18 protein-coding genes, 1 tRNA gene and 2 pseudogenes are annotated in these 24,985 nt (G+C 46.5%); 12 read left to right on the forward strand and 9 right to left on the reverse strand.

Going from position 1 to position 24,985, the window contains the following annotated elements; all coding sequences use genetic code 11:
* The first annotated feature begins 10 nt into the window (after positions 1 to 10).
* Complete coding sequence (locus JCM16496_RS05585; RefSeq protein ID WP_025832899.1) at positions 11 to 1,348, forward strand: RagB/SusD family nutrient uptake outer membrane protein; 1,338 nt, start codon at positions 11 to 13, stop codon at positions 1,346 to 1,348.
* 1,224 nt (positions 1,349 to 2,572) lie between these two features.
* Here the strand turns inward: JCM16496_RS05585 and JCM16496_RS05605 are convergent.
* A tRNA-Ala gene (locus JCM16496_RS05605) sits at positions 2,573 to 2,646 on the reverse strand.
* A 103-nt stretch (positions 2,647 to 2,749) separates the two neighbouring features.
* On the opposite strand from JCM16496_RS05605, the gene JCM16496_RS05610 reads away from it, so the two are divergent.
* From JCM16496_RS05610 to JCM16496_RS05635, 6 genes and pseudogenes are all read left to right on the forward strand, one after another.
* A complete protein-coding gene (locus JCM16496_RS05610) occupies positions 2,750 to 3,055 on the forward strand; it encodes a DUF4286 family protein (RefSeq protein ID WP_005826379.1) in 306 nt (101 codons plus the stop codon).
* Positions 3,052 to 3,620, forward strand: a pseudogene (ruvC, locus tag JCM16496_RS05615) (crossover junction endodeoxyribonuclease RuvC). The gene JCM16496_RS05610 and the pseudogene ruvC overlap by 4 nt, the downstream one beginning before the upstream one ends.
* A 34-nt stretch (positions 3,621 to 3,654) precedes the next feature.
* Positions 3,655 to 5,651, forward strand: a pseudogene (gene pulA / locus JCM16496_RS05620) (type I pullulanase).
* 10 nt (positions 5,652 to 5,661) lie between these two features.
* A complete protein-coding gene (locus tag JCM16496_RS05625; protein WP_025832903.1) occupies positions 5,662 to 7,134 on the forward strand; it encodes an ATP-binding cassette domain-containing protein in 1,473 nt (490 codons plus the stop codon).
* A gap of 123 nt (positions 7,135 to 7,257) precedes the next feature.
* Positions 7,258 to 9,156 (forward strand): LTA synthase family protein, encoded by a 1,899-nt coding sequence (locus JCM16496_RS05630; RefSeq protein WP_025832904.1) that lies wholly within the window; start codon positions 7,258 to 7,260, stop codon positions 9,154 to 9,156.
* A 32-nt stretch (positions 9,157 to 9,188) separates the two neighbouring features.
* A complete protein-coding gene (locus tag JCM16496_RS05635; protein ID WP_025832906.1) occupies positions 9,189 to 9,875 on the forward strand; it encodes a phosphatase PAP2 family protein in 687 nt (228 codons plus the stop codon).
* Here the strand turns inward: JCM16496_RS05635 and JCM16496_RS05640 are convergent.
* Complete coding sequence (locus JCM16496_RS05640) at positions 9,866 to 12,403, reverse strand: carboxypeptidase-like regulatory domain-containing protein (protein WP_025832908.1); 2,538 nt, start codon at positions 12,401 to 12,403, stop codon at positions 9,866 to 9,868. The genes JCM16496_RS05635 and JCM16496_RS05640 overlap by 10 nt on opposite strands.
* Positions 12,404 to 12,708: 305 nt before the next feature.
* Complete coding sequence (locus JCM16496_RS05645) at positions 12,709 to 13,578, reverse strand: GLPGLI family protein (RefSeq protein WP_025832911.1); 870 nt, start codon at positions 13,576 to 13,578, stop codon at positions 12,709 to 12,711.
* 341 nt (positions 13,579 to 13,919) lie between these two features.
* Here JCM16496_RS05645 and JCM16496_RS05655 point away from each other — a divergent pair, with 341 nt between their 5' ends.
* The 3 genes from JCM16496_RS05655 to JCM16496_RS05665 are packed head-to-tail and all read left to right on the forward strand — an operon-like array spanning position 13,920 to position 17,413.
* On the forward strand, positions 13,920 to 15,455 hold the full coding sequence (locus JCM16496_RS05655; protein WP_025832912.1) for a sensor histidine kinase: 1,536 nt from the start codon (positions 13,920 to 13,922) through the stop codon (positions 15,453 to 15,455).
* Positions 15,456 to 15,500: 45 nt separating this feature from the next.
* Positions 15,501 to 16,184: a response regulator transcription factor gene (locus JCM16496_RS05660; protein WP_025832913.1), complete on the forward strand. Its 684-nt coding sequence runs from the start codon at positions 15,501 to 15,503 to the stop codon at positions 16,182 to 16,184.
* Positions 16,185 to 16,243: 59 nt separating this feature from the next.
* Positions 16,244 to 17,413 carry a mechanosensitive ion channel family protein gene (locus JCM16496_RS05665; RefSeq protein WP_025832914.1) on the forward strand — a complete coding sequence of 390 codons (1,170 nt, stop codon included), beginning with the start codon at positions 16,244 to 16,246 and terminating at the stop codon, positions 17,411 to 17,413.
* On the opposite strand, the gene JCM16496_RS05670 is transcribed toward JCM16496_RS05665, so the two are convergent.
* Both JCM16496_RS05670 and JCM16496_RS05675 read right to left on the reverse strand, forming a co-directional pair.
* Positions 17,410 to 18,468: an endonuclease/exonuclease/phosphatase family protein gene (locus tag JCM16496_RS05670; RefSeq protein WP_025832916.1), complete on the reverse strand. Its 1,059-nt coding sequence runs from the start codon at positions 18,466 to 18,468 to the stop codon at positions 17,410 to 17,412. The two genes, JCM16496_RS05665 and JCM16496_RS05670, sit on opposite strands and share 4 nt — an antisense overlap.
* Before the next feature lie 132 nt (positions 18,469 to 18,600).
* Positions 18,601 to 20,058 carry an aminoacyl-histidine dipeptidase gene (locus JCM16496_RS05675; RefSeq protein WP_025832919.1) on the reverse strand — a complete coding sequence of 486 codons (1,458 nt, stop codon included), beginning with the start codon at positions 20,056 to 20,058 and terminating at the stop codon, positions 18,601 to 18,603.
* Positions 20,059 to 20,296: 238 nt separating this feature from the next.
* Here JCM16496_RS05675 and JCM16496_RS05680 point away from each other — a divergent pair, with 238 nt between their 5' ends.
* Positions 20,297 to 20,530, forward strand: a complete 234-nt coding sequence (locus tag JCM16496_RS05680) for a hypothetical protein (RefSeq protein WP_025832920.1) — start codon at positions 20,297 to 20,299, stop codon at positions 20,528 to 20,530.
* Between the two features lie 25 nt (positions 20,531 to 20,555).
* Complete coding sequence (locus tag JCM16496_RS05685) at positions 20,556 to 21,158, forward strand: OmpH/Skp family outer membrane protein (protein WP_009036606.1); 603 nt, start codon at positions 20,556 to 20,558, stop codon at positions 21,156 to 21,158.
* A 143-nt stretch (positions 21,159 to 21,301) separates the two neighbouring features.
* On the opposite strand, the gene JCM16496_RS05690 is transcribed toward JCM16496_RS05685, so the two are convergent.
* The 4 genes from JCM16496_RS05690 to JCM16496_RS05705 form a co-directional block, all read right to left on the reverse strand.
* Positions 21,302 to 22,072: a copper homeostasis protein CutC gene (locus JCM16496_RS05690; protein ID WP_025832921.1), complete on the reverse strand. Its 771-nt coding sequence runs from the start codon at positions 22,070 to 22,072 to the stop codon at positions 21,302 to 21,304.
* A gap of 218 nt (positions 22,073 to 22,290) precedes the next feature.
* The gene (gene rny / locus JCM16496_RS05695; RefSeq protein WP_025832923.1) at positions 22,291 to 23,829 is read right to left on the reverse strand and encodes a ribonuclease Y; all 1,539 of its coding nucleotides are present in this window, start codon (positions 23,827 to 23,829) and stop codon (positions 22,291 to 22,293) included.
* Positions 23,830 to 23,954: 125 nt separating this feature from the next.
* Positions 23,955 to 24,245 carry a cell division protein ZapA gene (locus JCM16496_RS05700; RefSeq protein WP_005826408.1) on the reverse strand — a complete coding sequence of 97 codons (291 nt, stop codon included), beginning with the start codon at positions 24,243 to 24,245 and terminating at the stop codon, positions 23,955 to 23,957.
* 14 nt (positions 24,246 to 24,259) lie between these two features.
* Positions 24,260 to 24,553, reverse strand: a complete 294-nt coding sequence (locus JCM16496_RS05705) for a coiled-coil domain-containing protein (protein WP_008663836.1) — start codon at positions 24,551 to 24,553, stop codon at positions 24,260 to 24,262.
* Between the last annotated feature and the right edge of the window lie 432 nt (positions 24,554 to 24,985).

The following is a 24,985-nucleotide window of genomic DNA, read 5'->3' on the forward strand; positions in this document are numbered from 1 at the left end:
CAGAAAGAAAATGAAGAAAACAATAAGTCTGATGATAATGGCCTGCATGCTTCTGCTTGCGGCATGCGACAACTATCTGGATATACAGCCTACCGGTAGCGTCATTCCCAACTCTTTGGCTGAGTATAGGGCATTGCTTACCCGTTCGTATAAGGATGTGAGTAAATACAGTGACCGGGGGAAGGCCTGCTTCCGTTCCGACGAGATGCAGGTGCGGGATAATGAATATGACCAAAATTATTATATGGATATAGAGCGCTGGAACGACCTTGCTCCCAATGCCTATACCTCATCGTTTGAATGGGCCAAGTATTACAATGTGCTTTTTATTGCCAATCATGTCATTGAGAGCAGAAGTGATATCAAGGAAGGCACTGAGGAAGAGGTAAACCAGCTTGTAGGAGAAGCGTATATGCTCCGTGCTTATGTACATTTCTTATTGGTAAATCTCTATGGACAGCCCTATACTAAGGAGGGAGCTTTGGATACCAAATCGGTGCCGCTGAAATTGGATACGGATTTGGAGAAAGTCCTGAAACGCAATACGGTGGAAGAAGTTTATACTTCCATCCAAGCAGATATTGACGAGGCACGCAAACTGGTCACGAAGGCAGAATGGGAACAGAGATATTCATATCGTTTCAATGCGGCTTCGGTAGAGGCGTTTCAGTCACGCGTGTCCCTTTACAAGGGCGAGTGGCAGGCGGCTTGGGATGCTGCTGAGGCAGTGCTTGCCGTGAAGTCTGTATTGGTAGATTTGAATGATGCCGCTGCAACTCTTCCTAACAGTTATAATTCCGTGGAAAATATTACTCCGCTGGAGACACCTCTGAGCAGTACAATCAATGGGGCTGCTCTGGCTACTCCGGTTTTTCTCTCCCTTTATGCTGAGAACGACCTTCGACTGGACAAATATTTTGCTGAAACGGATGAAAAAGGTTTCCGGAAGAGCAGGAAGGCGGGAAGCAACAACTACTTGTGTACTTTCCGTGTGGGTGAAATGTATCTGACGGCTGCTGAGGCTGCTGCCCGACTTGGAGAACTGTCTCAGGCACGTACCCGCCTGCTGGAACTGATGCGGAAACGTTATGCACCGGAGGCCTACGAAGCGAAATCCGTTGTTGTCAATGCCATGGATAAGGAAGCGTTGGTACAGGAAATATTAGATGAACGTGCCCGTGAACTTGCTTTTGAAGGACATCGCTGGTTTGACCTTCGTCGTTCCACCCGTCCGCGTTTGGAGAAAGTGCTTGATGGCAAAACCTTTGTGCTCGAAGAAAACGATGCCCGCTATACACTAGCTATTCCTAAGGAAGCGATTGAGGCTAACCCGGGACTACTGAATTAACGGTTATTGGGTGGAATTAAACAAGAGAAGGTGTGTCACGGTCGTAATATTGCCGCTTTTATCACGAAGCATTATGGCTTTCCGGGCGAAACATTGCCACTTTGGAGACGGGAAATAGAACGGTCTTTAGCGTTGTTTGTCCGTTCTTTTCTTCTCCAAGGGCTCATTTGGGACTCAAGGTTCACTATAGGCGTCCCGGAGATGTGCTTTGGATTCTGTTGAAACGATAAGATGCTTATTATCAGTGTGCTAAGATTTGTGCGTTCGTTTTGTCTTGTAGCATGTTTTTACTTGCTTCTGCTATCTTCCTTTTTTGTGTGTAATCATTTTTAATCGTCATATATCCTTTTGCTTTTCTTCGTCACATAGTCCGCTATGCTCCTGCTGTAAAACGGATAAAAATCCTCGGGAACAACTTTCGGAAACAACTGAAATAAAATCAAGAGGGGGTGTCATCTGTGTGCCGTCGGTCGTTTTGACCTTCACCTTCGATGCGGATTTTCTTTGCGTCTTTCGGTTATACCCCGTCTCCTTAATAAAATGATTTAACAAATAATACCTGTCCCTCCTCTGTCTTTGCTACGGCAAAAGCCTATAGTGAGCCTTGAGCCCAAGATGAGCCCTACACACTGTTTTTCTTCTTTCACTTTGCAGGTATGTTGCTGATTGTGAGTGATGTATGGTTTTCTTGGCTCGAACCTTGAAAAAATGTTGTTCGGTGGCTTGTCACATAATCCCTTATCCCACTTTCCTGCCTTGATTGCGAAAAATCATTATATTCGTCATTCATGACCTGTGGAAAGAATCATCAACTACTCGGCAGACAGTCTATCTATGCAAAGTGACGGCTGCTCACCTTGCCGGAAACTCGAAAGCGATGCTTATCCCGCTATCCCGAGGGGGTGTGTCAAAATTCACCATGTGGTGAATACCAGTTTCGATACATCCTCTTTTTATTTCTGCAAAGAAAAATATATTCAGCTTATCGACAAACTTTAATAGAATTAATAGAAAAGGCAATCAAGCATATCAGACGAGATTTTATTTTTCTCTCTTCTTTCTATGATTATATATAAGGACTACAGCGACTTTTTTGCAACCATTAATGGAGAGCGGTTATATGAATATAAAAGATTGGGGGAGTAAGAGGGGGAGTAGTAGAAAAAGAAAAGTCCCTGAATTATTGAAATTCAAGGACTTAAATAATTGTTTTTAATGGTTCTGTGGAGCGTATGAGACTCGAACTCATCACCTCGACACTGCCAGTGTCGCGCTCTAGCCAGATGAGCTAACGCCCCGTTGCTAACGTTTGCAGGCTTGCTTTCGTTTTTGATGGTGCAAATATAATGCATTATTCTGAAATAATTGCTATGTTTGCGAAAGAATTTGAAAAAATAAGTTATGCTGATATATAATACCACTTATCATGTAGAGGAAGGAGAAGACAAAAACTTCCTGATATGGATGCAGGAACACTATCTTCCCGAGGTAGAAAAGAACGGAACATTGTATGCTCCACGTATAGCCCGTATCTTGAGTCATATTGAGGAAGGAAGCATCTGCTATTCTGTTCAGTTTGAGGTAGAAAACTCTGCCAAACTGCATCGTTGGCATCAAGAGCAGGGAGTGAAACTGAACGAGGAACTACTGAATATCTTTAAAGATAAAGTGATTGGCTTTCCTACATTGATGGAGGTAATAGTGTGATACAGCCGGTCAAAGAGAAAATAATATTGGGTATAGACCTGGTACCACCATTATGGGGTATGGCGTATTGCGTGTGGCAGGTGTCAAGCCGGAAATGATAGCCATGGGAATTATCGACCTCCGCAAATTTGGAGACCACTATCTGAAGCTGCGCCATATTCATGAACGGGTACTGAGCATCATAGAGAGCTATTTGCCGGACGAGCTCGCTATTGAGGCCCCTTTCTTCGGAAAGAATGTACAGTCCATGTTGAAGCTGGGGCGTGCGCAAGGCGTAGCAATGGCAGCTGCTTTGAGCAGGGATATTCCCATTACGGAATATGCTCCTTTAAAAATAAAGATGGCCATCACCGGAAACGGACAAGCATCCAAGGAACAGGTGGCGGACATGTTGCAGCGTATGCTGCATTTTCCTAAAGAGGATATGCCTACTTTTATGGATGCAACGGACGGGCTTGCTGCTGCCTATTGTCACTTTCTGCAGATGGGGCGGCCCACGGTGGAGAAAGGCTATCATGGTTGGAAAGACTTTATTGCCAAAAATCCGGATAAGGTGAAGAAGTGATAAGAATTGAAATGTAGAATCTAAAAATAATATTATGAAATTGAATGAACTTGCTATCATTGGAGTGGCTGCAACGACGGTTGTAAGCTGTACTCCCGCGAAGACGGAGTATGCTTCGTACGAACTTTACCCTGTCCGTTCGGGTAGTTTGACAGAGATGGAATATACACCTGCTGCCACGCAATTCACATTGTGGGCACCTACGGCGGATGAAGTTCGCCTGATGCTGTTCGAAGCAGGAGACGGAGGGCATGCCTATGAAACTATTTCAATGGAACCCTCTGAAGAAGGAACTTGGAAAACTAAAGTTGAAAAGGACCTGATGGGTAAATTCTACACATTCAATGTGAAAATCAATGATAAGTGGCTGGGGGACACTCCGGGTATCAATGCCAAAGCTGTAGGGGTGAATGGAAAGCGTGCCGCCATCATCGACATGAAATCCACGGACCCCGAAGGATGGGCAGATGATAAACGTCCGGCATTGGCCTCTCCTGCCGATGTGATTCTTTATGAAATGCACCATCGTGATATGTCCATCGACCCGTCGTCGGGCATTGAGCATAAAGGAAAGTTCCTGGCACTGACAGAACAAGGGACGGTAAGTCCCGACAAGCTGGCAACCGGCATTGACCATCTGAAAGAATTGGGGGTGACACATGTACATCTCCTTCCGTCTTATGACTATGCCTCCGTTGATGAGACAAAGCTGGACGAGAACAAGTATAATTGGGGATATGATCCGCAGAATTACAATGTGCCTGATGGCTCTTATTCTACCGACCCCTACAAACCGGATGTTCGTATCCGGGAATTCAAGCAGATGGTGCAGGCTTTGCACAAAGCAGGTATCCGTGTTGTTCTGGATGTGGTGTATAACCATACTTTCAATACATCCGACAGTAATTTCGAACGTACGGTTCCGGGATACTTTTACCGTCAGCGACCGGACGGAACGTATGCAGACGGTTCGGCTTGTGGCAATGAAACTGCCAGCAACCGTCCGATGATGCGTAAATACATGATAGAGTCTGTATTACATTGGATTAATGAATATCACATTGACGGCTTCCGTTTTGACCTGATGGGTATCCATGACATCGAGACAATGAACGAAATCCGTAAGGCGGCAACGTCTGTAGATCCGACTATATTTATATATGGTGAAGGATGGGCGGCATCGGCTCCACAGATGGCAGAAGATTCTCTGGCAATGAAAGCCAATACTTATAAGATGCCGGGTGTTGCTGCTTTCTCTGACGAAATGCGTGATGCTTTGCGCGGTCCGTTCAATGACAATCATCAAGGTGCTTTCCTTGCCGGATTGCCGGGAGGAGAGGAGAGCATAAAGTTTGGTATTGTAGGAGCCATCAGGCATCCGCAAGTAAATAATGACTCTGTGAATTATAGTAAGGCTCCGTGGGCGGAACAACCTACACAGATGATCAGCTATGTTTCCTGCCATGATGATATGTGCTTGGTGGATAGGCTGAAAGCAAGTATCCCGGGTATTACTCCCGTAGAATTGGCAAAGCTTGACAAACTGGCGCAAACAGCCGTATTCACTTCCCAAGGTGTACCGTTTATTTATGCCGGTGAGGAAGTGATGCGTGACAAGAAGGGAGTGCACAATAGTTTTGAGAGTCCCGATTCCATCAATGCGATTGATTGGAGACGAAAGGCGGAGCATGCAGATGTATTTGCTTATTATAAAGGTTGATACAGCTTCGTAAGAAGCATCCGGCTTTCCGTATGGGTGATGCGGATTTGGTGCGTAAGCATTTGGAGTTCCTGCCGGTTGACGGCAGCAATGTGGTGGTTTACCGTCTGAAAGAAAATGCCAACGGTGATGCATGGGGAGATATTATAGTAGTCTTGAATGCCCGTAAGGAGCCTGCCAAACTTACCGTACCCGAAGGTAAATATACAGTGGTCTGCAAGGATGGCTTTATCAATGAACAAGGTTTGGGCACACTGTACGGCCCCGAAGTTGTTGTTCCGGCCCAATCGGCACTGATTATGTATAAATGATGATTGGATGATGCAGCAACATACCATACACATAGCGGGGGGCGTAGTACGCAACCCGCTTGTTCGTTTGACAGAGCCTGTCACCCTTGATTTCCTGGCAGGAGAACACATTGCCATTGTAGGACCGAACGGAGCCGGAAAGAGCCTCCTGGTGGATATGCTGACGGGAAAGTATCCTTTGCGTGATGGTGAGCTTACCTATGATTTCTCTCCCTCCCTCACGAAAACGGCCTATGACAATATCAAATACATTGCCTTCCGTGATACTTACGGTTCTGCCGATGCCAATTATTACTATCAACAGCGTTGGAATGCCCACGACCAGGAGGATGCTCCGCTAGTACGCGAAGTGCTGGGAGAGGTAAAAGACGATGCCTTGAGGCGGCAGCTATTTGAACTTTTCAGCATAGAGCCGATGCTTGACAAGAAAATCATTCTTCTCAGCAGTGGGGAGCTGCGCAAGTTTCAGTTGACTAAAGCTTTACTGACTGCTCCCCGAATCCTTATCATGGACAATCCTTTCATTGGGCTGGATGCGCCTACCCGTGAACTGCTTTTCGGTTTGCTGGAGCGGCTTACCCGGCTGGGCGAGTTGCAGATTGTCCTTGTGCTCTCCATGTTGGATGACATACCTTCATTTGTTACACACGTTGTGCCGGTAGAGGACATGAAGGTGGGCGAAAAGATGGAACGCGAGGAGTATGTGCAGGCATTCCGTGCGGGCAATCAGATACGTATTCAGGAAGAGGCCGGAGCGTTGGAGGAATTGCAGCGGCGTATTCTCGATTTGCCCTACGAACATGCGAATTTCACTTCGGACGAAGTGGTGAAATTGAACGGGGTTAGCATCCGTTACGATGACCGTACCATTCTGAAGGAGCTGGATTGGACAGTGATGCGTGGTGAGAAGTGGGCGCTGAGTGGCGAGAACGGTGCCGGCAAGTCTACCTTGCTTAGTTTGGTTTGTGCGGATAATCCGCAGTCATACGCCTGCGATATCAGTCTCTTCGGACGGAAGCGCGGAACGGGGGAGAGTATTTGGGAAATCAAGAAACACATCGGTTATGTCAGTCCGGAAATGCATCGTGCTTATCTGAAGAATCTGCCTGCCATAGAGATTGTCGCTTCCGGTCTGCACGACAGCATCGGATTGTATAAACGTCCTCATGCCGAACAGATGTCGGTATGTGAGTGGTGGATGGAGATTTTCGGTATTGCCGCCTTGAAAGACAGTCCTTTTCTGCAACTCTCCAGTGGAGAACAGCGTCTGGCATTATTGGCACGTGCTTTTGTCAAGGACCCGGAACTGCTGATATTGGATGAACCGCTTCATGGACTCGATACATACAACCGCCGTCGAGTCAAGAAGATTATAGAGGCATTCTGCCATCGTCGGGATAAAACGATGATTATGGTAACCCACTATGAGAATGAATTGCCGCAAACAATTACTAACCGTTTATTCTTGAAGCGAAACCGCTGACCAGATAAGCTTAAAATATCCTATAAGCCTATCTTTCAATGTAATTATTGACTAATATTGGTGAGAAATAGAATAAAAAGATTTATTTTTGCACCTTATATTTAGATATACAATAAGGCACCGATGAAAGATAGGCTCATAGGATTCATTAAGACATACTGCTTGTTTGTCTGCATTTTTGTGTTGCAGAAACCACTATTTATGCTGTTTTACAAATCGCTGTACCCGGATGCCTCGTGTGCGGACTGGTTCAGTGTCATTTGGCATGGGTTACCTTTAGACTTGTCTCTGGCCGGTTATCTGACAGCTATTCCCGGTTTTCTTTTCATAACCTCTGTATGGACACTTTCTAAATCCCTTCATTGCATCTGGTGCGGCTATTTCCTCTTCATTTCAGTACTTATCTCCATAATTTTTACTGTCGATTTAGGATTATACGAGTATTGGGGGTTCCGTTTGGATGCTACTCCGTTATTCTATTTCTTTTCCTCCCCTAAAGACGCAGTGGCCAGTGTCAGCATTTGGATGGTGCTGGGGGGAATTGTGGCAATGGCTGTTTATGCTGTCGTGCTGTATGCTGTTTTCTACGGCATCTTGCTGCAGAAGAACCTGTTGCTGCGGATGAAACTGCCTTATCGTCGCCTGAAGGTGTCAGGTATATTGTTGCTGATGACGGGGCTGCTGTTTATTCCTATCCGTGGAGGCTTTACAGTATCTACCATGAATGTGGGGAAAGTCTATTTCAGTGCCGAGCAGCGTCTGAACCATGCAGCTATCAACCCTGCATTCAGTCTGATGGAATCTCTTGCCAAGCAGAAGGACTTCAGCAAGCAGTACCGTTTTATGGAAGCTGCGGAGGCCGACCGGCTTTTTAAAGACATGCTTGACCCTGCAGTTGCCGGTGGTCAAACGGAAGAAACTGATTCTGTGCAGCAATCTGCCGATTCACTGCATACTTTATTCAATACTCAACGCCCCGATGTACTCTTTGTGATTCTTGAGAGTTTTTCTTCCAGGTTGATGACAGCCTTGGGAGGTGAGCCGAATATTGCCATCCATCTGGATAGCCTGAGCAGGGAAGGCGTGCTCTTTACGAACTTCTACGCCAACAGTTTCCGTACGGACCGTGGATTGGTGGCTATCTTGAGTGGCTACCCTGCCCAGCCCACTACGAGTATTATGAAGTATCCCCGTAAAACGCAGTCCATTCCTGCCATTGCAGGCAGCTTGCGGAAGGCGGGTTATGGTGCCAAGTATTATTATGGCGGTGACGCCGACTTTACCAATATGCGTTCCTACCTGATGTCATCGGGTTTTGAAGACATTGTTTCCGACCAGGATTTTCCCGTAACGGAACGTTTAAGCAAGTGGGGGGCGCACGACCATCTCGTATTCAACCGTCTGCTGGAAGACTTGAAAGCCGAAGCTGCCGAAGGAACTGCAGAAGAGAAGACTCCTCATTTCCGTGTCTTGCAGACCTCCAGCAGTCACGAGCCTTTTGAAGTACCTTTCCGTCGTCTGGAGAATGACCGGCTGAATGCCTTTGCCTATACGGATAGTTGTGCAGGCGATTTTGTAAGACAGTTCCGTGAACTGCCCCAGTGGAAGAATACGGTGATTGTGTTTGTTCCAGACCACTTGGGAGCTTATCCCGAACATATCGACAATTTGTCGGTAGAACGCTACCGGATACCTCTGTTGATGGTGGGCGGTGCCGTCCGGGAGCCGAGGCGCATTGACGTTTATGGCTCGCAACATGACATTGCAGCCACGTTGCTGGCTCAATTGGCGTTGCCCCATGATGAGTTTGTTTTCAGTAAAGATATGCTTAATCCCGCTTCCCCTCATTTCGCGTTCTTTACCGTACCCGATGCTTTCGGGTTGGTGACAGCGGACAACCAGGTGATATTCAATTGCCAGGCAGGTGCTGTGGTAGTGGACGAGGGCACGGCAAAGGGAAAGAACTTGCCGTTGGGCAAAGCCTATTTGCAAAAATTATATGATGATATAGCCAAAAGATAGAGGAAGATAATTAAAGTATAAGAGTATAAAGTATGACAGCACTTATGGATGCCTTGCAAGGGGCGATAGATATAGACACAAACATATTCCTTTTCATCAATGGGATGCACAACACCTTTTTCGATTACTTTATGAGTGCCTACAGCGGTAAGTGGGTCTGGGTGCCGATGTATGCTGCCATTTGGTATGTGATGCTGCGCAACTTCCATTGGAAAGTGACTTTGTTCTGCATGGTCGGTCTGGCACTCGTAATTACCATTGCCGACCAGACGGGGGCAACATTGATACGCCCGTATGTGGAACGCCTTCGTCCCGCCAATCTGGAAAATCCCATATCCGACATGGTACATATCGTAAACGGACATCGAGGAGGGCGTTATGGATTCCCCTCCTGTCATGCTGCCAATACTTTTGGCCTGGCATTCTTTGTCTGGTTTCTTTTCCGTAAACGATGGCTCACTGTGTTTATGATGGGATGGGCGTTGTTGACCTGCTATTCACGTATCTACTTGGGAGTGCATTATCCGGGCGATCTCATCGCGGGAACATTGGTTGGATTGATTGCCGCATACATTGTATATCGCCTTTTCCTGAAAGTCAGCGGGTATAAGACCATGAAGAAAGTCCCCCATATTTATGCTCCCATATTGGTGGGCGGATTGACGATAGCGGGGATATTGATATATTCCACGGTGATGATATTGCAGGCTCAGAACTGATAATTTATCGCCATCATTGCTTCCCTCGGACGTATATTTAGTCGTGAAGTGTAGCTTTGCGTGGTGGAATACGTTGTGTAAGCATACTCTTTTTTGTTGAACAGGTTGTTGAGGCTTGCTTCCAATCTCCATTTCTTTCTTTTATAGATAAGGGATGCATCTGCGAACACGGTGTTGAGATGTGCGTCCCCTCCTAAGTCATTCCGGTAATGCTCGCCGGATAGCCGTAGGTCTACCTGCCCGATACTGAATGTGAGATGTAGCCGTTGTACGAAGTCCAGTAACGGGGTGAGACGGGTATCACTTCCTATCTTGCTGCCGCCATAGCCTAATGTGGCATGATATTCCGCTTCAAAAACATCTGCGGGCGACCAGATTATTTTAGGCTCTGCTTTCAGATAATCATAACGATAGGTCTGCAGAAGACTTTGCCGGTTACCCTCGCTGTCGGTCAGGCGGGTAAGCTGTTCGCCATTGCTGCGACTGAGTAGTAGGGTGAGTGAGGTTTTCAAATGCCAGTCGTATATACCTTTGGACAAAGTACTGCTGAGATTCCAGCTATCGTTATGGTTCGGTAGTTCACGACGAGTGTAGACAATGGCATCTTCGGAAACACTCTGTTCGAAAAGGGTATTCCGGTTGCTGCGGCTGTAGGTTAGTGCGGCAGTGATGAAAAATTCCTGTACAGTGTTTTTGTACTCTCCGTAGAGATTGTAGGTTTGCGTGAGGCTGGTAGGGAAAAGTCCGTTGCCGTCTCGCCAGGTGCGGTAATCAGTTTGGTAGAGTCCCGGATACAAGTCGGAGAAGTCTCCTGCCGAGCGTTTCAGGCTGCCATAAAGGGAGAACGTCCAATGATAATCCAGTTTATAGCGCAAATACGTGGACGGATTGAAGAACAGGAACGAACGCTGTTGTGAGAAATACCGTTCTGCTTTCAGAGGAAGCGAAAGTGTAGCCAGCCATTTTCCACGTTCCAGCTGGAAGTGGGGGGCAAGATACAATGACAGATGCGAAGCATTGAAATCATCGGGCTGTCTTGTCGGAGTATATTTCAGGGTAGCCCGTTCTCCTTGTATTCCTGCCTTATATTGTTGGGTAAATCCATCATACTTTCGTAAATATGCGGCACTGTTATCTGTGTAGAAGTTGTGCTGGTTGAATTTGCTTTTTCCTTCTTCGAGTAGTAAGGATGCAGGCTGGTAAGCATACTGTGTCGTCGAACGAAATTCCCAGGTTCCGCTTTCCCGGTTTCGGATAAGATTGAAGTAGTTTCCGGCACTTAGCTGTGACGTTTGCAGAGTTTGTCCCAGTTCCTCCGAACGTCCGCGATTTATTTCTCCGTCTACGGTGAAGCGGTTGGATATATAATTCCGGCTGCTGTTATCTTCATAACGCAGTTCCAGATTAGCGATGTCACTTCTCAGACGATAATGGTAGGTTTCGTCTATTTGTATGGTATCTGTCGGTTGATAATAGATTTGGGTATTTCCCCGTTGCTGTTGGATTAGCTCATGAGTATATCCGGCTTGCAGGCGTAAGCTGCTGTCATCATTCCATTTGTACATACGGTTGCCGTTCAGGGTGTGGGTTTCATTGAATAATAAGCGTTTTTTATCCAACGGTGCGCTGATGCCCGGCTGGGAGAGAAAACCGGAAAGCGGTACTTCCTGCCAACCGCTTCCGGTCAATTTTGTCTGTTCGTCACTGAGGTCCTTGCCATGGTTATTTGTCTTGTAATTATAGATACTCTGCTTGCCTTTGCCCAGTTGAAGGGCATTCAGTCCCCCCTCCCACAAGAGTTTATTGTCATCGCTCCACCCGGCACCCAGTGTGATGTTGGCTATCCATTGGTCCCGCGCTTTCGGGTCGAGTTTCAGGTTCAGAGCCACTTCTTCAGAGTTAATCTTTTCTTTCAGAGCCTTTACGGACTGATAGTTCTCCATGATTTCCGCACTCTTTACGGCTTTGGCGCTCAGGTTGTTGTTGATTTGGTTATAACGTCCACCTGTCACGTCCATTCCTTCCACAAAGTAGTGGTCGATGGCTTTCCCTTTGTACTTGACTTGTCCGTTTTCATCTATATCCACGCCCGGAAGTTTCTTCAATACATCCTTTATGTGCACATCTTTGGATGAAGCAAACTGTGCCAAGTCATATCTCACCGTATCTTTTCGGGTATTGATACGTCCGGGACGTATTTGTACTTCTTTTAATACGATGGCTTCCGGTTGTAGGCTGAAATTCAGGATTCCTGCAGCATTGATATTCCGCATTTCTCTCTTATAGCCTAACAAAGAAATATTGAGTTGCAGCATTCCGCTATGCTTCCACGGCAAAGAAAATTGCCCTTTGGCATCGGTCAGTGCATAGTCTATCGTTGTGTTTCCGCGTAATACACTAATCATTACAGCTTCCAGCGGTTGATCGGTTTCTGCATCTGTTATCTTGCCGCTCAACGTCTGGGCGTAGGTAGATGACAAGGAACTAAAGAGAAACAGAAAAAATAGAATAGTAAGTTTTTTGTCCATAATGCTGAAATAATTGAATATTTAGTACCTGAGACTTGTCCTAATTTATGTATGAATCTCCTCCTTTTGTAATCTTTTGATTATCAATGGGCAAGGATGGAGGTGTCTAAGTATGGGACTGAGGTACCCTAAGTATGATACTGAGATACCCTAAGTATAGGACTGAGGTACCCTAAATATGTGACTGAGCTCAGAAGCAATCATGTATGTAATGAAATAGAATCTTTTATAGGTCGATTGCTAAGTCTTGTTTCTTTATGATTATAGCGTAGCGTACTTGTCACTGGTAGCCTGCAGCCAGTAGCTTATTTTTCTCGTTCCAGTGGATTATAAGGAACGTTTTTCGGGTTCTTGGTTGCATTGCCGTGTTCATCACTAACTTTAACGGTGACGTTCGGCATGCTTCCGGTGATAAATCCTACCGGATCGGCATAATAACGTTCGTGCACTTTGTTGTATGCTTTGCGGTTCATCGGTTCGTGCTTCTTTCCGTCGAAAAGTATCGGCCGATATGTGTGGCATTGCTCTACACCTGTGGCGGTGAATGAATAATGCCCTTCACTGTCTTCGGCTTTCAGTATCAGTCCGGGTAGTCCGCAAAGCTTCCATGGACCTTCGCTGACGGGTATTTCTGCAGTAAACCATGCCGTCCATGTACGGCCTTTGAATTGACATTCGGCTTTGCTGCAAAGGTAGGAGAGGACACTGTCGTTTTCTGCCAGTATCTTCCACTGCGGACGTTCATCCGTTTCTTCGCAACGCAGGCGGGATATGCCTGCCACTTCATCGAGAGTCGTTACTTTTCCGGCAGGATAACCTCTGAAGGTACGTTCGCTCTGTTTGCTTGTTCCGTATTGTTTCAGATGTTCATTAATCGTTTCCTGCGAGGCTTTATTGGCGAAGTCTACTGCCAGTACAGAGTCGCAAACATACTTGGTGTAACTGTAGAACTTGGAGAGATTTTTACCGACTTCCAGCATCATGGTTTCTTCCGTAACATTTTCCGGCTTTTCCGTATTGCTGATGCAGCGCGTTTCATATTGCACAAGGATTTGTGCTTCACCGATGGTGTCATTCTGTATTTTCGTTCCATCAGAAACGATGATTTGTGCCTTCGCTTGTGATGCGAACAATATAGCGACACACAGATTGAGGAAAATAATTCTTGCACTCATAGTTTTTACATTTTTAGAGGTTTTATAGTCGAACGGAATTGGTTTGCGAAAAAATGCGGGGTAACTTACTTCTCCTCCTCCCCGGAGGAGGGGAATTGAGTTACTCTCTATTTCACCTCTTTTTTTCGCAAATCATTTCTGTTTTACTATACATATTGCTTCCAGCGATTATTGTACTGCAAAACTATGCGGATTTTGCTTCAGAAGAGGCTGAAAGTTATTACTGAAATATTACTCAATGCATAATATCTGCCTCGCACGTACCTATATTTGCAAGCTAACTTCTACCTTTGCCGGTACTAAATGAAAGTCTTTCTAAGTGGGACTAAAAAAGAACAATTATGGAACAACGGATTAAGATCGTTTGGATATTCTCCATCGCATCGATGCTGCTTATTACCTGCGGACAGGTCTACTGGTTGCGTAATCAGTATCAGTATATGAATGATGAACAAATCAATGGTATTTATGATTGCATCTTGCAGACCGCCCAACAGTATGACTCTATCCGTACTCCTCAACCCAAAAAGGTGCTTAGCAATACCAATATGTTCTTCTATCAGCTTAGCAAATCCATTGATTTGGAAAAGCGGACCACTATCGACGAATTAATTTTGGGTGTTCTGAAGGGGCGGGACTTGGAGAGCTTGGGCCAAAAGAATATAGAAACTCTCAAAATAGAGCAGCAGGATTCTGCCAGTACAGATGATAAAGAGAGAGAGGCAAAGCGTAGGGAATGGGCATTGGCGTTAGACACCCTTTTGCCGGAAGAGCGGCTCATTGCGAAGGATTCATTCAAAATCAATATGTCCGATAAAGATGCTCCTAACTTGAACTCTATTATTAATCTTTATCGTTTGGAGTTGGATGTGCCTTTTGCGTTGCAGCAATTTGATTCCTTGCTTGCCATACGTTTGGACGAACAAACGTTTACTACGCATCTGGTGGTTTCCGAAGATTCCATTTACCAGTGGAATGCGGAACTGAAACGGCAAGGTACATTGTTCAATCCATATATAGAAGTAATGTATCCTTATAATCCCCTGAAACGCCAGTTTGTGCTTGTTTCCGTGAAGGTTTCACCTCATGTGGTACTTGTGCGTATGGGGTGGCAGTTAGTGGGCAGCACCTGCCTGATATTTCTGCTGGGGCTTTGTCTGCTGTTTCAGATAAAAACCATCTTGAAGCAACGACGGATAGACGAACTGCGGAAAAGCTTTGTAAACACTATGATACATGAACTGAAACGTCCCGTCCAGGCTCTGAAAATGTGTATCGCCTTTCTCAATGACAAGTCTATGCGAACAGATGAGAAAGCGATGGATGAAGTGATTCACGATTCCATGTCCGAGCTGGATAACTTGTCGGCCTATCTTTCAAAACTACGTGATATGACACGTGCCGATGATGAACATACGCAGCTTTCCGTCCGTACATTTGATATAAAGACGAGTTTGGAAAAGCTTGTCCGGCTTTACCATGTTCCTGAGGATAAGGATGTTGCTATTGAAACCCATTTTAGTCCGGAGACTCTGGCAACGGCAGACCCGGTGCATGTTTCTAATATTATCAGTAATTTGATAGAGAACGCCGTAAAGTATTCGGGCAAGTCTGTACATATCGTTGTAGATTGCCTTTTGCAGGATCACCAATTGACGATACGGGTGTCTGATGATGGCATCGGCATTCCGGTTTCCGAACAGAACCGTGTATTCGATAAGTTCTATCGGGGCAGTAATCTTCCCGACCGTTCGTTGCCCGGCATTGGCCTGGGGTTGAGCTATGTAAAGTTGCTGGTAGAGGCGCATCATGGAAGCATTTCTTTAAATAGTCAGGCAGGCAAGGGAACAATGATTGAAATTAATATTCCTCAATAAGTCCGTGCTAACCCGCATAATCCCTACTCTAAAATAACCAATGATATGAAAGCCTTGAAAATACTTTTTGCCGATGATGATTTGAAATATTCCATGCTGCTGAAGCGCTTTCTTGAGAAGGAAGGCTATGAAGTGACTTATGCCGGAAACGGGAAAATTGCTCTGGAACAATTTCCGCTCATAAAGCCTGATTTGGTATTGCTCGATATCAATATGCCCGGTTACAATGGCTTTGAAGTGGCCGAACGTATCCGCGAGACGGATAAACATGTCCTCATCTTTTTCCTTTCCGACCGTAGCGATAAGGCCGACCGCCTGCAAGGTTTCTTGCTTCGTGCGAATGATTACCTTGCTAAGCCGTTTTATCCGGAAGAACTTATAGCCCGTATCCATGAACGTTTCACTTCCCAATTTTCTGATACGGTGGAGGAGGAGACTTACCGTTTTGGTCAGTCTGTATTCAATTATAGTACGAACGAGATTCGTACGGGAAATAGTAAGGTGCTGATTACTTCCCGTCAAGCCGATATCCTTCGCTTGCTGGCGCTGAATGTGAATAAGACTGTCAGTCGAGATACGTTGCTGGATGCTGTGTGGGGCACTGCCTCGTATGCCAACTCCCTTGCCTTGAATGTACAGATGTCCTATCTGCGGCGGGCACTAAAAAACGACCCGGGCGTGAGGATTGAGTCGTTGATGAAAAAAGGGTATATGCTTACCGTTCTTTGAAAACATCTTTATCTTTGGATTGTTATACAAACAAGACACTTCAAAAAAAAAGATAGCTTATGATGAGTTTAGGAGGATGGATGAATAAAATCCTGACAGGTTGGGGGATAGACCCGAAGTTTGCCGATATGTTTGACGAGACGATTATTGCACTGCTGATGGTGGGGCTTTCGATAGGGCTGGACTACTTGTGCCAGGCAATCTTCGTTGGCGGTATGAAGCATTATACCCGGCGCTCTCCCCATCAGTGGAATACGTTGCTGATGAAACGCAGGGTGATACACCATTTGATACATATTCTGCCCGGAATCCTCATCTACTACCTGCTACCCATGGCCTTTGTGCGTGGAAAGGAGATGCTTGAGTTCTCACAAAAGGTGTGTGCTGTCTATATCATTGTGGCGGTGCTGCTTACTATCAACGGCTTGTTGCTGGTGATGCTCGATGTTTATAACATGAAGGACAAGCAGAAGAACCGTCCGCTGAAAGGCTTCGTGCAGGTATTGCAAGTGCTGCTGTTTTTTATCGGAGGCATCATAGTGGTTTCAGTGCTGATAGGCAAGTCTCCTATGACCTTGTTTGCCGGTCTGGGCGCATCTGCGGCGGTACTGATGCTGGTATTTAAGGACAGCATTCTGGGGTTTGTGGCCGGCGTGCAGCTCTCTGCCAACGACATGTTGCGGATAGGGGACTGGATAGCGCTGCCGGGTGGCGTTGCCAATGGAGTTGTAGAGGAGATTACGCTGAACACGGTCAAGATACGCAACTGGGACGAAACCATCTCGACCGTACCGCCGTATACCCTGGTGAACAACTCTTTTCAGAACTGGCGCGGCATGCAGGAAAGTGGCGGGCGACGGGTAAACAAGAATATCTTTCTGGATATGACTACCCTGAAGTTCTGCACTCCCGAAATGCTGGATAATATCCGCAAGGAGGTCCCCTTGATGGCCGACTATCAGCCGGCAGAAGGAGAGGTGCCAACCAATGCGCAGCTCTACCGTATCTACATCGAACGCTATTTGTGCAGCCTGCCGGTGGTGAACCAGGAGATGGACTTGATTATCAGCCAGAAGGAACCCACGACGTATGGGGTGCCTATCCAGGTATATTTCTTCTCTCGCAACAAGGTATGGAAAGAGTACGAGCGCATTCAGTCCGACATCTTCGACCACTTGCTGGTGATGGTACAGAAGTTTGACTTGAAGCTGTATCAGTATTCCGACTAATATACCAACCGGAACTCCGCATATACGGGCAGGTGGTCGCTGTACCCGCCTTGATACTTCATCCCGTAGTAGGTGCGGAAGGGTTGCTTTCCTCCGTATTTCTTGTCTCTTGTCAGTAGGAAGGGAGGGTGGAATACATTTGCTCTTGCTTCCTCTGTATATAGCGGTGCGTGTTCTTGCAGCAGCGTACCCGATACGATGATATGGTCCAGCAGTCCCCATTCTCCTTGATACTTGTAGCTGCCGAAGTGCTTGCGTGTCTTGGCTTTTCCTGCCAGTAGATGGTAAAGTTTTTGTGGATGTAGAGAGTCTTGCAATGCCGGCGGTACTGCTGCCTCCAACACCTCCTTTACCGATTTATTCTCCGGATAATCGTTGAAATCCCCTAAAAGGACAATTTGCGGATGTCGGCGTATCGTGTATAGGCTGTCTATGGCATGCTTCACCTTTCGGGCAGCCAGTAGCCGGTAAGGTTCAGATTCTTTTGCCCCTCCCGAACGAGATGGGAAGTGAGCTACCAGTACATCAAGCGTATCCCGGTTCAGCAACAATCCGCTGACGTGAAGAATGTCCCGTGTGGGACGGCTATTTTTCCGGGGCTTGTCTACGGGGAGGCTCTGATAGGAAAGCAGTTTGAAAAGATTGCGTTGATACAACAGCGCTACGTCGATGCCGCGTTCGTCGGGAGATTGTGTCATCACATACCGGTAGTCTGCTTCGCGCAAGGCAGAGTAGCGGGTAAGGTCGCGCATCACACTGTCATTCTCCACCTCACACAAGGCAACAAGGGCGGGCGGTGTCCATCCTCCGGTGGCGATGATGGCGCGGGCTATATTATCCAGTTTCTTTCTGTATTTAGAGTAGTTCCAATGCCGGGTGGCATCCGGCAGGAACTCGTGGTCATTCTTTAGTGTGTCGTGCCGGACATCAAAAAGGTTCTCCACATTATAACTCACCACGCGGAAGGAAAGCGTGTCTTTGCTCTCTTGTCCGTGCAGGCTGGTGTGCAGGAAGAGAAGAAAGAATATGATTCCTATGTGAGAGTGTTTTTGCATGTTTATTATCTGATTTCACCACAGAGGACACTGGGTCTCACAGGGTTTTATAGAGTCTTTTAAATCTATATGAAGAAAAACAAAAAAACTCTGTGGAACTCTGTGCCCTCTGTGGTGAATTAGTGAATTAAATTACTTCACCGGAATGTGCTTCAGTATATCCAGCAGATGGTCCCAGAACTTCTGTACGGTAGGAATCAGCATCCGTTCGTCGGGAGAGTGCACACCCTGCAGGGTAGGTCCGAAGGAAATCATGTCCAGTGCCGGGTATTTGTCAAGGAACAGTCCGCATTCCAAGCCTGCATGGATAGCTTTTACCTTGGCATCTACACCGAACAAACGTTTGTAGGACTCAACAGCCACTTCCAGGATTTCTGAATGCGGGTTGGGTTTCCAGCCCGGGTACCCGTCGCCGAAGGATACGGCTGCTCCACCCATTTCGAATACAGTGCGCACCATATTGGCAATGTCTTGTTTGGAGGAGGCAGTAGAGCTGCGCTGGCTGGTCTCGATGCGGATGATACGACCGGGCTTCATCTTTACGGAGGCCAGATTGGTGGAGGTTTCCACCAGCCCCGGAATGTCTTGGCTCATGGCATACACACCGTGGGGTGCGGCATAGATGGTTTGCAGCAATCGCTTGGCGGTATCTTTGTCAATGGCTTTGGGACGGGCTGCTTCCGATTCGAGCACGAATTGGAGGTCCGGGTCAACGACGGCATATTCTGCCTCCACTTCGGCGGCAAAGACATTCAAGTCTGTACGCAGGGCATGCTTGTCGGCATCGGGTATAGCAATTACCGCGTGTGCTTCGCGGGCAATGGCGTTGCGCAGGTTACCACCGTCTATTTCGCAAAGGTACATGTCGTACTTCTGGGATGCCTGGCTCAGGAAGCGGTTCAGCAGCTTGTTGGCATTGCCGCGCCCCAGGTGTATGTCGCCGCCGGAGTGTCCGCCTTTCAGCCCCTTTACCTGCACTTTGCAGCAGAAATACCCTGCCGGTACGTCCACTTCCCGGTAGGTGAATTCGGCAACGGAATCTATACCTCCTGCACAGCCGATGAAGAGCTCGCCTTCATCCTCGGAATCGAGGTTCAACAGAATGTCTCCGTTCATGAAGCCTTCTTTCAGGGCGAAGGCACCGGTCAGTCCGGTCTCCTCGTCCACGGTGAAGAGGCATTCGATAGGACCGTGCTCGATGCTGTCGTCGGCAAGGATAGCCAGTTCGGTGGCTACACCGATGCCGTTGTCGGCTCCCAAGGTCGTACCTTTGGCTTTCAGCCATTCACCGTCAATTTCGGTTTCGATAGGGTCGGTCAGGAAGTCGTGCTTCACGTCGTTGTTCTTTTCACATACCATGTCGATGTGCGATTGAAGTACGACAGTCTTGCGGTTTTCCATACCCGGAGTAGCGGGTTTCTTTATCAGAACGTTTCCGGCTTCGTCCACCTTCGTTTCCAACTTATGTTTTTCTCCGAATGCTTTTAAGTAAGCAATGATTTTCTCTTCCTTCTTCGAAGGGCGCGGCACTTGGCAGATTTCCTCGAAATAGTGAAATACACCAGCCGGTTTCAAGTCTTTTTTTTCCATAATTATCTGAATTAGCGGCTGCCTTACATGTGTTTATGCAGCCTTCATTATCAATTGTCAAATATCAATTCTCCATTAAATTAACCACTTATTGCTAAATATGGTTAAATTGATTGACTATTTTATTCCCCTTTCTCTTTTTTTAGAGTAAAAAAGGCGAGTTAGTCCAACCAAAGCCCTATATTTGCACCCACAAAAATAGTAAAAACACTATTTTCATGTAACAAAATTAATGGAAATGCTTGATACAATATTGATAACTCTGTTAATAGTTGCTATTTGCATTGTTTTATTGGGTGTGAAGGTCTTTTTTGTGAAAGGCGGCAGGTTCCCTAACGGGCATGTCAGTGGCAATAAGGCAATGCGCGATAGAGGTATCGGCTGTGCGCAGTCGCAGGACAGAGAAGCACAACGCAAATCCCGTTTTTCCATTGATGAACTGGAAAAAGCCTTAAACGATAGTATGAACTAATTTTAAAAAACAATATTTATCAATTATGAAGAGATTAAACTACCTCATGAACGGTCTGGCAGCTCTCGCACTGATCGTTTTATTTGCTCAATGTGCCGGCAATACTGATAAACAGACAACAAATGCTCCTGCACAAGCCGGCGGATTATCGGAAATGAAAATTGCTTATGTTGAAATAGATACGCTTTTGGCAAAATACAACTATTGCATAGACTTGAATGAGGCTATGGTGAAGAAGGGCGAGAATGTCCGTCTGACATTGAACCAGAAAGCCAGCGAACTGGAGAAGCAGAAGCAGGAATTCCAGACAAAGTATCAGAACAACGCTTATCTTTCTCAGGAGAGAGCGCAGCAGGAATACAACCGCATCGCAAAGTTGGAGCAGGATTTGCAGAACCTGAGCAACAAGCTGCAGTCTGAATTGATGAGTGAGAATGAAAAGAATAGCTTGCAACTGCGTGATTCTATCAACGCTTTCCTGAAGGAGTACAATAAGACAAAAGGTTACAGCATGATTATCAGCAATACGGGTTTTGACAATCTGCTCTATGCAGACAGTGTCTACAACATCACTCGTGAGATTCTGGATGGTCTGAATGCAAGATACTCTTCTCCGGTGAAGAAATAATACATATCCTAATGATATAAGAAATAAGGATGTACCGAAAGTACATCCTTTTTTTATAGGCCTCTCCCCCGACCCCTCCCCGTAGGGAGGGGAGTTTTGAAGTCACTCTTGTTTGTATTTTGTAGGACTATCTCTGTCCCCCTCTACGGGGGAGGGGCTAGGGGAGAGGCTTCTAATGCTCCGATTGTACGCTTTACCCGCTCCGCAGTAGTGACGGCATGTGTATATTCATCAATATGTACCGTTCCTCCCATAGAGACGGCGGAATTATGATAGAGCATGGAACTCTCGATATTCTCCCTGGCGGAGAAATGAAATTCGCGGATGCCGGTTTCTCGGGCAATGTGGGCTATGTTGGCTTCATTCACCCCACAGCCTGCCAATAGAATGATTCGGCTTGATGCTTGTTGTTGGAGCTCTTTCAAAAGGGGAATGCCTCGCTCTGCTGTAGGTTGCTGTCCGGAAGTTAGGATGCGGTTGCATCCTAATGCGATAATATCTTCTATTGCTTTTCGTGGATTTCTGCATACATCGAAAGCACGGTGGAAGGTGACGGACATCCCTTGTGAGGCTTTCATAAGCTGCTCCATCAATGGAATGTCTACATCTCCTTCTGCCGTCAGGCAACCGAACACGACTCCGTCAGCGCCTAGACGGCGGGCATTCTCTATGTCTTTCAGCATGATGCGCTGTTCGGTGGAGGAGTAAAGGAAGTCTCCTCCGCGGGGACGGACAATGATATGCAATTTGGTCTGCTGCAATACTTCCCGTGCGATGAGGATGTCGCCGTATGAGGGGGTTGTCCCTCCCTCGGGGATACTTGCGCATAGTTCCACCCGGTCTGCTCCGCCGGCTTGTGCGGCAATACAACTCTCTACGGAGTTGGCACAAACTTCAAACTGATAATCTTTCATGTTATTGGTAGGGGTTAGGGTTGTCGGAATATAAAATAAAAAAAGAAGATATTGAAATATATGAGGCTCTTGTTGGGATATAATATTAGGCGCGGATTACGCGGAATAACGCGGATTTGGTGAACTAAATCCGTGAGATCCGCGTAATCCGCGCCTAAAAAAAGCATTCAGTGGGTTGTGAGCCCCACCTGAATGCATTTATTTTCTTTTCTGATGTGTTACTTTGCGTAGCTCACCGCACGTGTCTCACGGATAACGGTAATCTTCACCTGACCCGGATAAGTCATTTCATCCTGAATCTTCTTGGCGATTTCACCGGAAAGGTTCTCCGTCTGCTTGTCGTCAATCTTGTCTGCACCGACAATGACACGCAACTCACGGCCTGCCTGGATGGCATATGTCTTTGTCACTCCCGGATAGGACATGGCCAGTTGCTCAAGGTCGTTCAGGCGCTTGATGTATGCTTCTACAATTTCGCGGCGTGCTCCCGGGCGTGCTCCTGAAATGGCATCGCATACTTGTACGATGGGGGCCAGCAGGCTGGTCATTTCCACTTCGTCGTGGTGGGCACCGATGGCGTTGCAGATGTCCGGCTTTTCCTTGAACTTTTCCGCCAGCTTCATACCATAGAGTGCATGCGGCAATTCCGGTTCCTCATCGGGTACCTTACCTATATCATGCAGCAGTCCGGCACGTTTTGCTTTCTTCGGGTTGAGTCCCAGCTCTGATGCCATCACAGCGCAAAGATTGGCTGTCTCGCGTGCATGCTGCAAAAGGTTCTGGCCGTATGAAGAACGGTATTTCATCTTACCGATAATGCGGATAAGTTCCGGATGCAGACCGTGGATACCCAGGTCGATAGTAGTACGTTTACCGGTTTCAATGATTTCCTCTTCTACCTGCTTGCGTACTTTGGCAACTACCTCTTCGATGCGTGCCGGGTGGATGCGTCCGTCTGTCACCAACTGGTGCAGTGCAAGGCGTGCAACCTCGCGGCGAACCGGGTCGAAGGCTGACAATACGATAGCTTCCGGAGTGTCGTCCACTACGATTTCTACACCGGTAGCAGCTTCCAGGGCGCGGATATTGCGGCCTTCGCGACCGATGATGCGTCCCTTGATTTCATCTGATTCGATGTGGAATACGGTTACCGAGTTTTCAATGGCTGTTTCCGTAGCCACGCGTTGGATGCTCTGTATCACGATGCGCTTGGCCTCTTTGCTTGCCGTCAGTTTGGCGTCGTCCATGATGTCGTTAATGTAGGACTGGGCCTGCGTTTTGGCTTCTTCCTTCAAGGATTCCACCATGCGCTCTTTGGCTTCTTCGGCAGAAAGTCCGGAGATGGCTTCCAGTTTTTCTATTTCCTGGCGTTGCATGTGCTCCAGTTCTTCTTTCTTCTTGTCCACGATGGTCAGCTGGGCTTCCAGATTTTCTTTCACGGCTTCTGCTTCCATCTTCTTGCGCTGAATTTCTTCCTGACGCTGGTTCAGTACCAATTCACGTTGTTTCAGCTTGTTTTCTGCCTGCTGTATCTTTTGGTTACGTTGGGCCACTTCTTTTTCCAAGTCTGCCTTTTTGTTCAGGAACTTTTCCTTTACTTCCAGCAACTTATTCTTCTTAATCACTTCCGCTTCTGCTTCCGCATCTTTCAGGATACCGTCGTATTTGTTTTTCAGCCCGTGCTTAAAGAACAAGTACGAGGCAAACCCTCCGACAATGAAGCAGGCAATGGATAATACTATTGTAACTACTGTCATTTTATTAATTTGTTTTTAGTATATAAATAAAAAAGCACTGCATAAAAGCTTGCTTTGATGAAGGGCAAACTTTTGTACAGTGCGCGAATTTCTCTCTTTTACCGACCCGACGGAGGGATTGCAGCTTATTGTTCCTTGAAATAGGTCTCCAATACCTCTGTCAGTTCCTTTATTTTAGCTGTATAGGGTTCAGTATCATTACGGTCCTTCAACTGAAGGTTTTCTAAAGCGAACTGATAGGCCACCATGGCTATAATTCTCTCTAGAGACACATTCTGATAATGCTCCCGATACGCATTGAGCCTGATATCTACCTGCTTGGCGGCTTCTCTTACCATTTCCTCGTCCTCACGGTTGATTGTGAGAGGGTAGGAGGCTCCTGCCATCTGCAGGTTTATCTTTATCTTATCGTTCATACATCCTCTTCTCTTTATTCATTCAACAAAGCGATGCATTTATCGACTTCACGCACTAATTTGGACAATCGCAGTTTCGTCTCTTTCACGTCACTGCCGTTAAGGCTGATTGTCGTAGCTGTTTTTAGGTTCGTGTAGTTAAGTTCCAGTTCCCGGTATTCAGCTTGTACCTTCCCGTATTCCTCCTCTTTGGCTTCAAGAAGTTGCTTTAGCTCAGCATTTTCGCGTTTTAATTCATCGTGCAGATAGATTAAATGCCGCAGTCTGGCTTCAAAGGTACTTAATAGCTTCTTTTCTTCGTCTGTCATCACTACACCAAAATTGTACACAAAAATACGATTTACTTGGAGATTACAAAAACTTTTCGGAGAAAATGTGTTGTAGAAGTGCCGAAATAACCGAAATGGCCTATGAAAGCCTGGTTTCGGGGGATTGAAAAGGGTCGGACTGTTTATCGAAAGATAGGATATGTGGATAGGTGTGGGACTATTAGTTTTCTGCAAGGATTCTCTTCCTTTCTTTTCAAGCGCTTAGTATTTCTGTTGCTAATTATTAATCGTCCGACAGTTGTTAAATTATCGTCCAACAGTTGTCGGACGATAATTTAACAACTGTCGGACGATAATAAAACGGTTATCGGACGATTAATAGTTAGTAAGGCAAGAATTACTTCTTGCTGTTTCCGGAACTACTGCTTGGGAATGATTGGAATAATCTACAGTAAAGGAGGTGCAAAGAAA

It is taken from the genome of Bacteroides rodentium JCM 16496, assembly GCF_000614125.1.
Taxonomy (GTDB): Bacteria; Bacteroidota; Bacteroidia; order Bacteroidales; family Bacteroidaceae; genus Bacteroides; species Bacteroides rodentium.

Coding starts and splice junctions, on each gene's coding strand:
- JCM16496_RS05585 (WP_025832899.1), top strand. CDS start 11: ATGAAGAAAACAATAAGTCTGATGATAATGGCCTGCATGCTTCTGCTT.
- JCM16496_RS05610 (WP_005826379.1), top strand. CDS start 2,750: ATGCTGATATATAATACCACTTATCATGTAGAGGAAGGAGAAGACAAA.
- JCM16496_RS05625 (WP_025832903.1), top strand. CDS start 5,662: ATGCAGCAACATACCATACACATAGCGGGGGGCGTAGTACGCAACCCG.
- JCM16496_RS05630 (WP_025832904.1), top strand. CDS start 7,258: ATGAAAGATAGGCTCATAGGATTCATTAAGACATACTGCTTGTTTGTC.
- JCM16496_RS05635 (WP_025832906.1), top strand. CDS start 9,189: ATGACAGCACTTATGGATGCCTTGCAAGGGGCGATAGATATAGACACA.
- JCM16496_RS05640 (WP_025832908.1), bottom strand. CDS start 12,403: ATGGACAAAAAACTTACTATTCTATTTTTTCTGTTTCTCTTTAGTTCC.
- JCM16496_RS05645 (WP_025832911.1), bottom strand. CDS start 13,578: ATGAGTGCAAGAATTATTTTCCTCAATCTGTGTGTCGCTATATTGTTC.
- JCM16496_RS05655 (WP_025832912.1), top strand. CDS start 13,920: ATGGAACAACGGATTAAGATCGTTTGGATATTCTCCATCGCATCGATG.
- JCM16496_RS05660 (WP_025832913.1), top strand. CDS start 15,501: ATGAAAGCCTTGAAAATACTTTTTGCCGATGATGATTTGAAATATTCC.
- JCM16496_RS05665 (WP_025832914.1), top strand. CDS start 16,244: ATGATGAGTTTAGGAGGATGGATGAATAAAATCCTGACAGGTTGGGGG.
- JCM16496_RS05670 (WP_025832916.1), bottom strand. CDS start 18,468: ATGCAAAAACACTCTCACATAGGAATCATATTCTTTCTTCTCTTCCTG.
- JCM16496_RS05675 (WP_025832919.1), bottom strand. CDS start 20,058: ATGGAAAAAAAAGACTTGAAACCGGCTGGTGTATTTCACTATTTCGAG.
- JCM16496_RS05680 (WP_025832920.1), top strand. CDS start 20,297: ATGCTTGATACAATATTGATAACTCTGTTAATAGTTGCTATTTGCATT.
- JCM16496_RS05685 (WP_009036606.1), top strand. CDS start 20,556: ATGAAGAGATTAAACTACCTCATGAACGGTCTGGCAGCTCTCGCACTG.
- JCM16496_RS05690 (WP_025832921.1), bottom strand. CDS start 22,072: ATGAAAGATTATCAGTTTGAAGTTTGTGCCAACTCCGTAGAGAGTTGT.
- rny (WP_025832923.1), bottom strand. CDS start 23,829: ATGACAGTAGTTACAATAGTATTATCCATTGCCTGCTTCATTGTCGGA.
- JCM16496_RS05700 (WP_005826408.1), bottom strand. CDS start 24,245: ATGAACGATAAGATAAAGATAAACCTGCAGATGGCAGGAGCCTCCTAC.
- JCM16496_RS05705 (WP_008663836.1), bottom strand. CDS start 24,553: ATGACAGACGAAGAAAAGAAGCTATTAAGTACCTTTGAAGCCAGACTG.